The 13,069-nt window shown below is 57.7% G+C and carries 14 protein-coding genes; 8 read left to right on the forward strand and 6 right to left on the reverse strand.

Annotated features, from left to right (window positions below; genetic code table 11):
- Positions 1–254: hypothetical protein (locus ACR0NZ_RS17945; protein WP_480520804.1), on the reverse strand; the 254-nt coding region annotated here is incomplete at its 3' end.
- Here ACR0NZ_RS17945 and ACR0NZ_RS17950 point away from each other — a divergent pair.
- On the forward strand, positions 242–472 hold the full coding sequence (locus ACR0NZ_RS17950; protein ID WP_480520806.1) for a type II toxin-antitoxin system CcdA family antitoxin: 231 nt from the start codon (positions 242–244) through the stop codon (positions 470–472). The genes ACR0NZ_RS17945 and ACR0NZ_RS17950 overlap by 13 nt on opposite strands.
- Positions 472–771 carry a CcdB family protein gene (locus ACR0NZ_RS17955; protein WP_209599024.1) on the forward strand — a complete coding sequence of 100 codons (300 nt, stop codon included), beginning with the start codon at positions 472–474 and terminating at the stop codon, positions 769–771. The genes ACR0NZ_RS17950 and ACR0NZ_RS17955 overlap by 1 nt, the downstream gene beginning before the upstream one ends.
- A 54-nt stretch (positions 772–825) precedes the next feature.
- Here ACR0NZ_RS17955 and ACR0NZ_RS17960 read toward each other — a convergent pair whose 3' ends face one another.
- From ACR0NZ_RS17960 to ACR0NZ_RS17975, 4 genes are read right to left on the reverse strand one after another with little or no spacing between them, the layout of a single operon-like run.
- Positions 826–1,770, reverse strand: a complete 945-nt coding sequence (locus ACR0NZ_RS17960) for a substrate-binding domain-containing protein (protein WP_480520809.1) — start codon at positions 1,768–1,770, stop codon at positions 826–828.
- Positions 1,771–1,814: 44 nt separating this feature from the next.
- Entirely contained in the window at positions 1,815–2,822 is a 1,008-nt protein-coding gene (locus ACR0NZ_RS17965; RefSeq protein WP_480477577.1) for an ABC transporter permease, read from the reverse strand.
- Complete coding sequence (locus ACR0NZ_RS17970) at positions 2,822–4,345, reverse strand: sugar ABC transporter ATP-binding protein (protein WP_480520811.1); 1,524 nt, start codon at positions 4,343–4,345, stop codon at positions 2,822–2,824. Before ACR0NZ_RS17970 ends, ACR0NZ_RS17965 begins: the two co-directional genes overlap by 1 nt.
- 41 nt (positions 4,346–4,386) lie before the next feature.
- Positions 4,387–5,940 carry a UxaA family hydrolase gene (locus tag ACR0NZ_RS17975; protein ID WP_480520813.1) on the reverse strand — a complete coding sequence of 518 codons (1,554 nt, stop codon included), beginning with the start codon at positions 5,938–5,940 and terminating at the stop codon, positions 4,387–4,389.
- A gap of 81 nt (positions 5,941–6,021) precedes the next feature.
- Here ACR0NZ_RS17975 and ACR0NZ_RS17980 point away from each other — a divergent pair, with 81 nt between their 5' ends.
- The 6 genes from ACR0NZ_RS17980 to ACR0NZ_RS18005 all read left to right on the forward strand — a co-directional run bounded on the left by ACR0NZ_RS17980 (position 6,022) and on the right by ACR0NZ_RS18005 (position 10,809).
- Positions 6,022–6,759 carry a GntR family transcriptional regulator gene (locus ACR0NZ_RS17980; RefSeq protein ID WP_480520815.1) on the forward strand — a complete coding sequence of 246 codons (738 nt, stop codon included), beginning with the start codon at positions 6,022–6,024 and terminating at the stop codon, positions 6,757–6,759.
- Positions 6,756–7,808: an aldo/keto reductase gene (locus tag ACR0NZ_RS17985; protein WP_480520817.1), complete on the forward strand. Its 1,053-nt coding sequence runs from the start codon at positions 6,756–6,758 to the stop codon at positions 7,806–7,808. The genes ACR0NZ_RS17980 and ACR0NZ_RS17985 overlap by 4 nt, the downstream gene beginning before the upstream one ends.
- Positions 7,798–8,226, forward strand: a complete 429-nt coding sequence (locus ACR0NZ_RS17990) for an RbsD/FucU family protein (protein ID WP_480520819.1) — start codon at positions 7,798–7,800, stop codon at positions 8,224–8,226. The genes ACR0NZ_RS17985 and ACR0NZ_RS17990 overlap by 11 nt, the downstream gene beginning before the upstream one ends.
- Complete coding sequence (locus ACR0NZ_RS17995) at positions 8,223–9,053, forward strand: amidohydrolase family protein (RefSeq protein WP_480520821.1); 831 nt, start codon at positions 8,223–8,225, stop codon at positions 9,051–9,053. The genes ACR0NZ_RS17990 and ACR0NZ_RS17995 overlap by 4 nt, the downstream gene beginning before the upstream one ends.
- A gap of 139 nt (positions 9,054–9,192) precedes the next feature.
- Positions 9,193–9,948, forward strand: a complete 756-nt coding sequence (locus tag ACR0NZ_RS18000; protein ID WP_480520823.1) for an SDR family oxidoreductase — start codon at positions 9,193–9,195, stop codon at positions 9,946–9,948.
- Between the two features lie 18 nt (positions 9,949–9,966).
- Positions 9,967–10,809 carry a fumarylacetoacetate hydrolase family protein gene (locus ACR0NZ_RS18005; RefSeq protein WP_480520825.1) on the forward strand — a complete coding sequence of 281 codons (843 nt, stop codon included), beginning with the start codon at positions 9,967–9,969 and terminating at the stop codon, positions 10,807–10,809.
- A gap of 69 nt (positions 10,810–10,878) precedes the next feature.
- On the opposite strand, the gene katG is transcribed toward ACR0NZ_RS18005, so the two are convergent.
- Positions 10,879–13,059, reverse strand: a complete 2,181-nt coding sequence (gene katG, locus ACR0NZ_RS18010) for a catalase/peroxidase HPI (RefSeq protein WP_480520828.1) — start codon at positions 13,057–13,059, stop codon at positions 10,879–10,881.
- Positions 13,060–13,069 lie beyond the last annotated feature (10 nt).

Genomic DNA, 13,069 nt, shown 5'->3' on the forward strand with positions numbered 1-13,069 from the left:
AACTCATGCAGAAAAACGGCCCCTTCAAAAACCTCTTCGACCAACAGTTCAACAAACACAAACAAAAAGTCGCACAGTAATAGGGGGAGCTCAAGAACAGAGCGCAATGCTCTTTTCAGGCCAATAACTTCCTGATTGCCACGTGCCGTTGAACAGAGATTTTCCGCGCGTCGAGCAATATGCGCATGTTTGACGCGCATATGGCGTAGTGGTAAAATGGCGCAGTCTTGAGGGTAACCAAATGAATGCTCCATCTCGTAGACCGACAAATCTATCACTGGATGGCGATATACTGTCCGAGGCGCGGGATCTGAAGATCAACCTGTCCCGGGCAGCCGAAGACGGCATTCGGGCCGCAGTCGCCAGCGCAAAAGCTGAACGCTGGAAAGCCGAAAACAAGGCCGCACTTGAGAGTTCCAACGCGTATGTCGAGCATAATGGCTTACCGCTGGATACCTACCGACAGTTCTGATGCCAAAATACGACGTGTTCCCCAACCCGTCAGGTGACGGGTATCTTCTGGACATCCAGAGCGATCTGCTGAGCGGGTTGAACACACGCGTCGTCGTGCCCCTGCTTCCCGAAGCGACGGCGCCGATCCCAGCCACCCGGCTCAATCCCGTCTTTGATATCCAGGGCAAACCGTTTGTAATGGCGACCCAATTCATGGCTGCCGTTCCGGTGGGCATTCTAAAATCGCCAGTCGACAACCTTGATGATCACTTTGCGCAGATCACCGCCGGCATCGACATGCTGATGCAGGGATTCTGACAAGCTTCTGGCCCTTGGAGAACCAAGAGCCAGAAATAAGTATGACAATGAAAATCAGTCGTACAGCACTGCCGCGATCTTCGGATCGTCGATGTTGGATGCGTCGTAGTAGTAGAACCCGGTATCAATCAGGGCAGGAACTTCTTCGCCCTTCATCGCAGCTACAGCAGCCTTGACGGTTTCATACCCGATGCCCACGGGATTCTGAGTGATTGCACCCGCCATCAACCCGCTTTTGATCGCATCTTTCTGGGCCTTACCGCTGTCATACCCGATGATGACCAGCCCCTCGGTCCCCAGTTCTTGCACCCCGTTCACCACACCGATGGCCGAGCCCTCGTTGGTGCCGAAGATGCCATTCAGATCGGGGTTCGCCGTAAGGATTGCTTTGGTCACCTCGGTCGATTTCAGGTGGTCACCCTGACCGTATTGAACCGTGACAACTTCGATGTCCGGGTATTTTTCGGCAATACGATTGACGAAGCCGTCGCGCCGGTCGATGCCTGTGCGGCTGGTCTGGTCATGCGCTACAACGGCCACTTTGCCTTTGCCGCCAATCATCTCGGCCATCTTGTCCGCAGCCAGCGCAGCCGCGGCCTGATTGTCTGTGGTTGCTGTAGAAACCGGAATGTCGCTGTCAACGCCACTGTCAAAGGCAATGATCGGAATGCCTTTTTCATCAGCTTGATTCAACAGTGGAATGGCGGCCTGGCTGTCCAGAGCGGCAAAACCGATGGCCTTGGGGTTATTGGCCAGGGCCGCCGCCAGCATGTCGATCTGACGATCCACCATGGTTTCGTTGTCCGGGCCTTCAAAGGTGATCGTGACACCGTATTCCTCGGCGGCTTGTTCCGCACCGGACTTTACCGCCTGCCAGAACTGGTGCTGAAACCCTTTGGACACCAGCGGAATATATATGTCTTCCGCTGATGACATTGATGCAGGTATCGAAAGGCTGGCCGCACTCAGGGCCCCCAAAATGAAACGACGTGTTAGCATGTCTTCTCCTCCAGTTGGTCTTCGTTTCTAATTTTTGTGAATGTTCAACCTGTCTTCCTGCGCCGCGCCATATCGGCGTAAACGGCCAGAATGATGATCGCGCCGGTGACAACGGTCTGCCATTCCTGCGCGACGGACAGCACCCGCAAACCATTGGTCAGAACTGCCATGATCAGGGCACCGATCAGGGTGCCAAGGATCGTACCGCGCCCACCGGACAGGGACGTGCCCCCGATCACGACGGCAGCAATAGCTTCCAGCTCGTAGCCAAGCCCCAGCGCGGGCTGCGCCGAATTCAGACGCGACGCGATCAGGATTCCACCGATACCGCAGATCGCGCCTGCCAGAGCGTAAATACGCATCTTCCAAAGATCGGTATTCACCCCCGAAAGGCGCACCGCTTCTTCGTTCGATCCGAGCGCAAAGGTGTATCTGCCCAGAACCGTGCGTCCGAGAATGTACGAAGCTGCAATGGCAACAAGGAAAAGGATCAGCACGCCATTTGGGATCGGCAAAGCAGGGAAAACCTCTCCGATCAGCGACCCGCGCGAAATCTGGTCAAAACCCGGCGTGTCGTTGAAGTAGATAGGCCGCGTGCCCGAGATCACTAGCGACAACCCTTTTAGGATCAGCATCATACCTAGCGTGGCAATGAAGGGAGGGATTTTCATCTTGGCGACAAAGGTGCCCGAACACAGCCCGCAGAACGCACCCGCCGCAATCGCTGCCACAACCCCCAGCAACAGCGGCATTCCGAGATAGGTCAGCACGACACCGGCAATGACGGCGCAGAACGTCATCAGAGTTCCCACGGACAGATCGATCCCGCCAGTTATGATGACCAGTGTTGCAGCAACCGCCAGCACCCCATTGACCGATGTCGCCTGCAAAATGGCGATCATGTTTGAGGTTTGCATGAAATTCGGCGACGCGATTGAAAACCCGATCAGCAAGGCAATCAAGCTGGCGAAGGCCAGCAGCTTTTGATAGGCGCCGCTTTCGGAGAGACCCGCCAGCGGGCTTTTCTTTTCGATATCCGTTGCTGAGGTCATTACGCTGTTCCTGTTACCTGCATCGCTGCCACCCGCTGGGTCGCCAGATGCATGATATCTTCCTGAGTGGTGTTTTTGCCGCCCGGCAGAATGCCGGTCAGCCGGCCTTCACACATCACAGCGATGCGATGGCTTAGGCGCATGATCTCGGGCAGTTCCGACGAAATCACGATGATCGTCTTGCCCTGCCCGGCAAGTTCTTCCAGCAGCTTGTAGATTTCAGATTTTGCGCCCACGTCGATGCCACGCGTGGGTTCATCGAAAATCAGGATATCGCAATCCCGCAGCAGCCATTTGGCAATGACAACTTTCTGCTGATTGCCCCCGGACAGAAGACGCACCTCCTGCGTGTCCGAAGGCGTGCGAATACCCATCTGCATTATGTAACTCTTGGCTGTCGTGCTGATTTCACTGTCGTTCAGAACACCGACACGTCCGGTGAACATATCCATCGACGCCAAGGCAACATTGTCACGAACGCTCATCCCGGTGGCGAGGCCGAAATGCTTGCGATCCTCGGAAAGATAGCCAATGCCAGCCTTGACGGCATCGGATGGCGTGCGGATCGAGACCACCTGCCCATGCACCCGGATTTCCCCGCTATCCTTGGGATCTGCCCCGAAGATTGCCCGCGCAACTTCGGTACGTCCGGCCCCCATCAGCCCGGCAAAGCCCAGGATTTCACCCTTCAGAACCGAGAAGCTGACATCGTGGATTTCGTGACCCCGACACAGCCCGGTCACTTCCAGCGAAACTTCGGCATCGCTCAGATCGGGGGGAACCAGCGGCTCTTCCTTGACTTCGCGACCTACCATCATCGCGATAATCTGGCTGATCGGCGTTGCTGCCGCGTCAACTGTGCCAACGTATTCTCCGTCGCGCATCACCGTGACCCGGTCAGCGATCTGCTTCAGCTCATCCATTTTGTGGCTGATATAGACAATGCCCACGCCTTCGGCCTTCAGACGGCGGATGATGACGAACAGCTCGGCAATTTCAGCATCGTTTAGGGCCGCGGTCGGTTCATCCATGATCAGAACCCTGGACCGGAAAGACAGGGCCTTGGCGATCTCGACCATCTGTTGTTTGGCGATGGTCAGACTGCAGACCTGCGCCCTGGGGTCGAGGTTTAGGTTCATGGACGCAAAAATCTCGGCCGTCTGTGCATTCAACGCGGCATCGTTCAGTCGGCCAAACCGTTTACGAGGTTCGCGGCCGATAAAAATATTCTGTGCCACCGTCAGATCATTCATCAGGCTCAGTTCCTGATGGATGATGCCGATACCCAAGGCCTGCGCCTCGCGTGGCGTGGTTGGGTTTGCATTACGCCCTTCGATTTGCAGTGTGCCGCCGTCGCGCTGATAGATCCCCGAGAGGATTTTCATCAGCGTGCTTTTGCCTGCACCGTTCTCGCCCATCAGCGCATGGACTTCACCGGGCACCAGATCGAACTGCACTGATTTCAGCGCATGGACTCCGGGAAAGTGTTTCTCGATCCCCGACATGTCGACCAGTTTTGTCATTTACCCTCCCAAACACCCCTCTCCCTAAGGGGTGGTGCGGCCTACATCACCGCGCCGATTTGCCAGGGGACAAATTCGACCCCACCAAAGCCAAGTTCTTCGCTTTTTGTTTGTTCACCCGATGCAACGCGGATCAGCATTTCGAACAGCTCTTCGCCTTTTGCCTCGATGCTCACGCCGTCTGTGACGATGTCCCCACAGTTCAGATCCATGTCTTCCGACATCCGGGCAAACATTTCGGAATTGGTTGCCAGCTTGATGCAGGGCGTTGGTTGATAACCCGAAACCGAGCCCCGCCCGGTGGTGAACACGATCAGGTTCGCGCCTGATGCCACCTGCCCCGTGACCGAGCATGGGTCGAAACCGGGGCTGTCCATGAAAACAAACCCGGTCCTGTCGATTTTCTCGCCAAACTTGTAAACACCGCGCAAGGGCGCGGTTCCGCCTTTGGCGACAGCGCCCAGCGATTTCTCAAGAATGGTCGTCAACCCACCGCGCTTGTTGCCGGGGCTAGGGTTGTTGTTCATCTCACCACCGTTGCGGTGAGTATACCCCTCCCACCAGCGAATGCGTTCTATCAGCTTTTCCCCGACTTCAACGGTCTCGGCCCGCCGGGTCAAAAGGTGTTCTGCACCGTAGATTTCCGAGGTTTCGGACAAGATCGTCGTACCGCCATGCCGCACCAGCAAATCCGAGGCATAACCCAAAGCGGGATTGGCGGTGATCCCGGAATAGCCATCCGACCCGCCGCATTGCATTCCAACCGTTATCGCACTGATCGGCGCAGGTTTGCGTTCGGCCTTGTTCGCGAGTTCGGCAATCCCGCGCAGTTCGTTCAATCCACGTTCAATGGTACGGCGCGTGCCGCCCTCACTCTGAATGGTCATGTAACGCAGCACGCCATCAGGACGGATCGGACGACCCCCAACCAGATCGGCTACCTGCATCACCTCGCACCCCAAACCGATCAGAAGGATACCGGCGAAATTCGGGTGCTGGGCATATCCAGCCAATGTCCGGAACAGTGTGGCATAACCTTCATCTTTTCCGGACATCCCGCATCCGGTGCCATGAACGATGGGGACGATACCGTCCACGTTCGGGTACGCGCCCAACAAGCTCCGTTTCTCGGCGGCTTCGGCTATGAACTGCGCCACGGAGCCAGAGCAATTCACCGTTGTCAAAATGCCGATGTAGTTGCGCGTGCCGACCTTGCCATCGGCACGATGGAAGCCCTGGAAGATACGGTCGCCTGAAATCACGGGCAGTGGCGTGTTCGCGCTTGCATATGCGTAGTCCTGCTGATGCGCCCCCATACCCAGATTATGGACATGAACATGCTCGCCCGCGGCGATATCCGCTTTGGCCTGACCTATGATCTGTCCGTAGCGGATCACATTCTCACCTGCCGCAATCGGGGCGGTGGCGATCTTGTGCCCGCGTGCGATTTCCGTGGGAAGCTGCACCGATAACCCATCCGGTTGCGCGCCGGCTTTCAGGTCGCGCAACGCGATGATCACATTGTCATCCGGGTTCAGCCGGATTGTGTCACGGGCGGGGCCGCCCTGGGCTTTGATCTCTGAAACTGGGTGCATGGATTCCCCGCTTGTTCGCCACAGAGCTACGGGGATAATCCTCTCTTGTCAACTAACATGTTAGTATGATAGTTCAGATTTATGAACCACCCATACGACATTGACGCCACCCGCCTGCCCGACATTTCAACATTTGAGGGGTCGCTCGCGCAGCGCGTTTACCAATCCATCAAACAGGCGATCCTGGCATTGGATTTCCCCCCCGGCGCTAACCTTCGGAAGGCGCCGATCTGCGCGCAATTGGGTGTGTCCCGCGCACCTGTCGCGGACGCCATCACCAGGCTTTCCGCCGAAGGGCTGGTGGATGTGGTGCCGCAATCGGGTACACGTGTGTCCTATTTCTCGATGGAGGAAATTCGCGAAGGCGCCTTTCTGCGAGAGGCCCTGGAGCTGGCAACAGTGGCCAAGGTTGCGCGTGACCTGACCGAAGATCAGCGCAAAAAGCTGAGCCGCAATGTGCGCCTGCAAGAGCTGTTGATCGAAGATGAAGACATTGCCGGGTTTTACCACGCAGATGAGGAATTCCACGCCCTGTTGATGGCGTTCACCGGGATGCTTCGCCTGCCGGATGTGGCACAGACCGTGTCGCTACAGGTCAGCCGCGCACGGATGTTGCTGTTGCCGACACCCGGCCGCATTGCGGAAACACTGTCCGAACACCGGGCGATATTCGATGCCATCAGTGCCCATGACGAACGTGCGGCACAAGACGCCATGCGCCATCACCTTGGGCAACTGATGCCTCGGATCGAACGGCTGCAACAGGAAAGACCGCAGCTGTTTAACTTAACGCCCCAAACCACCCGAGAGGCAGGATGACCGTTTCGCAAACCGCTCTTCTGAACAACAAAACGTCCCGGCCCGTGCCGCTGACCCGCATGGGGTTTGGCGGCGCACCTTTGGGCAATCTTTATCGCAAGGTCTCGGATGCTGATGCGCAAGCTGCGCTCCAATCCGCATTTGACGCAGGCATCCGGTTTTTCGACACCGCGCCGCAATACGGGTTGGGCCGGTCCGAGTATCGCTTTGGCGAAGCGATCAGGCGGTTTGGACGTGAGAAAATCCAGCTATCGACCAAAATTGGTCGTCTGCTGCTGGATTGCGAACCACATGAGGTGACGCCCGAAGCGTTTGTGGACGTTCCGCAGAAACGCATTGTATTCGACTATACCTATGACGGCGTCATGCGGTCATATGAGGCAAGCCGGGACCGGATCGGTGTTGCCAATGCAGACATTCTTTTGGTGCATGACGTCTGCGCTTTCAGTCAGGGCAGTCAGGAAATGTCAGACGCCAAAGTGCGCGAGTTATTCGATGACGGCGGTTACAAGGCGCTGGTTGAACTGCGCGATGCCGGTGAAATCGCCGCGATTGGCGCGGGCGTGAACGAATGGCAGGTTTGCGAGAAACTGCTGGGTCTTGGCGATTTCGACGGGTTTCTTCTGGCGGGTCGGTATACGCTTTTGGAGCAGGAAGCCTTGAACAGTTTTCTGCCGCTTTGCGAGAAACGCGATGTGGGCATCATTCTGGGCGGGCCGTATAATTCGGGCATCCTCGCCACCGGAGCGGTGCCAGGGGCCAAGTATAACTATTCCGATGCGCCTGAGGATATTCTTGAACGGGTGCGCAGGATCGAGACCGTCTGTGCGGCCCATGACACACCACTGATCGCAGCCGCGCTGCAATTTGTTCTGGGACACCCCGCCGTGAAAACGGTTGTTCCGGGCGCTGTTAACGCGGCCGAGGTTCAAGCCAATGTCGCCCTGCTGGAACACTCCATCCCCGCCCAGCTTTGGTCAGACCTGCATACCGAAGGCCTGATCCGGTCAGATGCCCCCTTGCCCAAGGAACCTGTCAATGCTGCGTAATCTCGACCCGCTGCTGTCTCCTGAATTGCTGTACGCCCTGCGCGCCATGGGCCATGGCGATGACATCGTTATTGCAGATGCCAATTTCCCGGGCTCAAGCCTCGGGCCCGACTGCATCCGTGCAGATGGTTCAACGGCGAGCGACCTGCTTGGCGCTGTGTTGTCTGTCATGCCGCTGGATACATTCGTGCCCGACCCCGCGCTGACCATGCAGGTTGTCGGTGATCCCGAAACCGTGCCCGAGGCCGTCGCAGATTTCCAAAAGATCATCGACGCGCAGGCTGATAACCCCGCGCAAACTCAGGGTCTGGACCGGTTCGCCTTCTACCAACGCGCGGCATCCGCATTTGCCATCATTCAGACCGGCGAGCGCAGGCTCTACGGCAACATCATTCTGAAGAAGGGCGTGATCGCATGAAGATCGACGCCCATCAGCATTTTTGGGCGCTGTCGCGTGGTGACTATGGGTGGCTGACACCCAACCTGGGCCAGATTTACCGGGACTTCGGGCCAGATGACCTTGCGCCATTGTTGCAAGCACAGGGCATCGACGGGACAATTCTGGTTCAGGCCGCGCCGACTGTCGCCGAGACGGAGTACCTGTTGTCACTGGCCGACAAGACACCCTTTATCAAGGGTGTGGTTGGCTGGGTCGATTTTGACGCCCCTGATGCGCGTGCACAAATCACCAGACTTGCCGCTCATCCCGCTTTGGTTGGATTGCGGCCGATGATACAAGACATCGCTGATCCGAACTGGATGCTCGACTCGGCACTGACGCCTGCCTTTGAGGCCATCCAGTCAAACGATCTGACTTTTGATGCCCTCACCCTACCCCGACACCTAGGCCCGTTACGTCAACTTGTGGCGCGGCACCCAAACATGCGGGTTGTGATCGACCATGGCTCGAAACCTCTGATCCGGGAGGGTGTACTTGACGGGTGGGCCGAAGACATGGCCGCCATCGCGCGGGACACCAACGCGTTCTGCAAACTGTCCGGTCTTGTCACCGAAGCTGCGCCCGATTGGACGGTTCGGGACTTGTACCCCTATGTGGATCACTTACTGAACACGTTCGGACCATCGCGGTTGATCTGGGGCAGCGACTGGCCGGTCTGCACACTGGCCAGCAGCTATGAACGCTGGATCGATGCAACCGCTGAACTGCTAAGCGCACTTTCCTCCAATGACTGCGAAACCATCCTCGGAGGGAATGCGGCAAAGGCTTATCACATCAGGATTTGACGGTGCTGCACCGGACCCCAAACACGCGACGCCCTGCTTTGCACCCGCTGATCCTGCCCAGTGTTTTCCCTGAGGCGCGAACAGAGGGGCAGTTACCCCCAACACACCACCCGGTTTCGGGAAAACCATGAGGACCAGAATGACATTGCATCAGCCTTCTGACCGACTAAAAGGCAAAACCGCATTCATCAGCGCCGCTGGACAGGGCATCGGACGTGCCACGGCCGAACTGTTCGCAGCCGAAGGCGCGCATGTCTTTGCCAGCGACATCAACGAAACCACATTGGCCGAGCTTTCGGAAATCGACGGGATCTCTCCGATCCATCTCGACGTGACTGACGCGCATGCTGTGAAACGTGCCGTGGCTGAGTTGCCACCGTTGGATATCCTGTTCAACTGCGCGGGTTACGTGGCAAACGGGACCATTCTTGAGTGCGAAGAGGACGACTGGGATTTCAGTTTCGATCTTAATGTGAAGGCCATGTATCGCCTGATCCGCCTGACCCTGCCCGCGATGTTGAACAACGGCGGGGGGTCGATCATTAATATGTCCTCGGTCGCCTCGTCGATGAAGGGCGTTCCAAACCGGTTTGTATATTGCGCATCAAAGGCTGCCGTAATTGGCCTGACCAAGTCGATCGCCGCCGATTTTGTCACGCAGGGCATCCGGTGCAATGCAATCTGCCCCGGCACTGTCGACAGCCCCAGCCTGCACGAGCGTTTGCGGGCGACGGGCGACTACGAAAAGGCGATGACGGATTTCATCGCCCGCCAGCCAATGGGGCGCATTGGAACCGCGGACGAGATTGCCGATCTGGCGCTCTACCTTGCGAGCGACAGCAGTGCATTTACCACTGGTCAGCCCTTTGCCATTGATGGCGGATGGGCGATTTAAGCTGAAAGGGATCACAATATGAAACTACTGCGGTTTGGCGCCTTGGGTGCTGAAAAGCCCGGGCTGCTGCACGACGATGGCACAATTCGCGACCTGTCAGGCGTCATCGACGATATTTCGGGCGACGTTCTCAGCGACGAAGGGTTGGCGCGACTGCGCGCGCTGAATGCACAAGATTTACCGATGGTTGAAGGCAACACCCGTTTAGGGGCGTGTGTCGGCCATGTGGGCAAGTTCATTTGCATCGGCCTGAACTATGCCGACCACGCGGCAGAAAGCGGTATGAAATTGCCGCAGGAACCTGTGATCTTTTTCAAGGCGACATCGGCCATTATCGGGCCGAACGACACGGTGGAAATCCCGCGCGGGTCCGTCAAGACCGACTGGGAGGTCGAGTTGGGCGTGGTGATCGGCAAGGAAACAAAATACATCTCCGAGGCCGAAGCGATGGATCACGTCGCTGGCTATTGCGTGGTCAATGACCTGTCGGAACGTGATTTTCAGCTTCACCGCTCGGGGCAGTGGGTCAAGGGCAAGTCGGCAGATACATTCGGCCCCATCGGTCCGTGGCTGGTGACGCGGGACGAGGTTGCAGACCCACAGAACCTGCCGATGTATCTTGAGGTCAACGGCCACCGTTATCAGGACGGCTCGACCCGGACGATGCATTTCGGGGTGGCAACTGTGATCTCACACCTGTCGCAATTCATGTCTTTACAGCCGGGCGATGTGATCTCGACCGGAACTCCGCCGGGTGTGGGCATGGGGCAAAACCCGCAAGTCTATCTGAAACCCGGCGACACGATGGAACTGGGCATCGAAGGCTTGGGTGTTCAAAAACAGAATGTGATCGCGGGATAATCGGTCACTACCAGATGTCAGCCCGAACACGATATCAGGCGAGGTTTCCCTCGCCTGATATTTTTTGACTTAGGCTACCAGATCGAACCGGTCGTTGTTCATGATCTTGGTCCAGGCCGCTACGAAGTCGCGCACGAACTTCTCGGCATTATCGTCCTGGGCATAGACCTCGGCGTAGCCACGCAGGATCGAGTTCGAGCCGAAGACCAGATCCGCGCTGGTTGCGGTGAACCTGACCTCACCCGAAGCACGATCACGCAGCTCATAGGTGCCGCCGTCAACCGGGTGCCAGCTGAGCGACATATCCGTCAGGTTGACGAAGAAGTCGGTGGTCAACTGACCCACGCGATCCGTGAAGACCCCATGCTCTGATCCACCGTGATTGGCACCCAGCACACGCAGGCCACCAACCAGAACCGTCATCTCGGCTGCGGTCAGACCCAGCAGTTGCGCGCGGTCCAGCATCATCGCCTCGGGGGATACCGCGTATTCCTTCAGCTGCCAGTTTCTAAACCCGTCCGCCAGCGGCTCCAGCACCGAGAAGCTGACGGCATCGGTCTGCTCGTCCGTTGCGTCGCCGCGACCAGCCGAGAACGGAACCGTCATGTCAAAACCTGCGGCTTTGATCGACTGTTCCAGACCGACGTTGCCCGCCAGAACGATCACGTCTGCAATCGAGGCCCCGGTTTCCGCTGCAATCGGCTCCAGCACGCCCAGCACTTTTGCCAGACGCTCGGGCTCATTCCCTGCCCAGTCTTTCTGTGGTGCCAGACGGATACGCGCACCATTTGCGCCGCCGCGTTTGTCCGAACCACGGAAGGTACGGGCGCTGTCCCATGCTGTGGTGATCATCTCGACCGCGGTCAAACCGCTGTCGGCGATCTTTGCCTTGACGGCACCGACGTCATACGCGGTCGAACCCGCAGGGACCGGGTCCTGCCAGATCAGCTCTTCTGACGGGACGTTTGGGCCATAGTAGTTGACGCGTGGCCCCATATCGCGGTGGGTCAGCTTGAACCAAGCGCGGGCAAAGGTGTCGGCAAAGTAATCCGGGTCGGCCATGAACTTCTGACAGATCGCATTGTAAATCGGATCGATCTTCATTGCCATGTCCGCATCGGTCATGACCGGCATTCGCCGAACCGAAGGGTCGGTCGGGTCGACCGGCTTTTCATCTTCCGGCATGTCGATAGGCTGCCACTGTTGTGCACCCGCGGGCGATTTACCCAATTTCCACTCATATCCGAACAGGTAATCGAAAAAGCCCATGTCGAATTTGGTCGGGTTTTTCGTCCACGCACCCTCGATACCAGAGGTGAATGCGTTGGTTGCCTTGCCGTTCTGATCGGGGTTGTTCCAACCCAAGCCTTGGCCGGAGACCGGGCAGGCTTCGGGCTCGGCACCGATATGATCGCCTGCCATCGCACCATGGGCTTTGCCGACTGTGTGACCACCGCAGGTCAGCGCCGCCGTCTCTTCGTCATTCATCGCCATGCGGGCAAAGGTTTCGCGGATGTGCAGCGCTGTTTTCGCCGGGTCCGGATTACCGTTCACACCTTCGGGGTTCACATAGATCAGGCCCATGTGCACCGCGCCCAGCGGGTTTTCCAGCGTGCCGGGGGTTTCCAGATCGCCATAGCGGTTCTCGGACGGAGCCAGCCACTGGTTTTCCGAACCCCAGTAGACGTCTTTTTCCGGGCCCCAGATATCTTCGCGGCCAAAGCCAAAGCCAAAGGTCTTCAGACCCATGGCTTCGTAGGCAACCGTTCCCGACAGAACAATCAGGTCTGCCCAGGACAGCGCATTGCCGTATTTCTTTTTCACCGGCCAGAGCAGACGGCGCGCTTTATCAAGGCTGGCATTATCCGGCCATGAGTTCAGCGGTGCAAAACGGATGTTGCCCGAGCCTGCGCCACCACGACCATCCCCCAGACGGTACGACCCGGCAGAGTGCCACGCCAGTCGGATCATCAGGCCGCCATAGTGGCCCCAATCGGCCGGCCACCAGTCCTGACTGTCGGTCAGCAACGCTTCGACGTCAGCACGAACAGCGTTGAAATCCAGCCCTTTGACTGCCTCGCGGTGGTTGTAATCCGCGTCCATCGGGTTGGTGCGGGTGTCGTGCTGGCTCAGAATGTCCAGGTTCAGCGCATCCGGCCACCATTTGGTGACAGAGTTGCCCGTGCCCGTGTTCCCGCCATGCAAGACTGGGCAGCCGCCGGATTGGTGATTGTGGGGATTACCGTCCATTGTAAATCTC

It is taken from the genome of Ruegeria sp. AE3 (assembly GCF_056542225.1).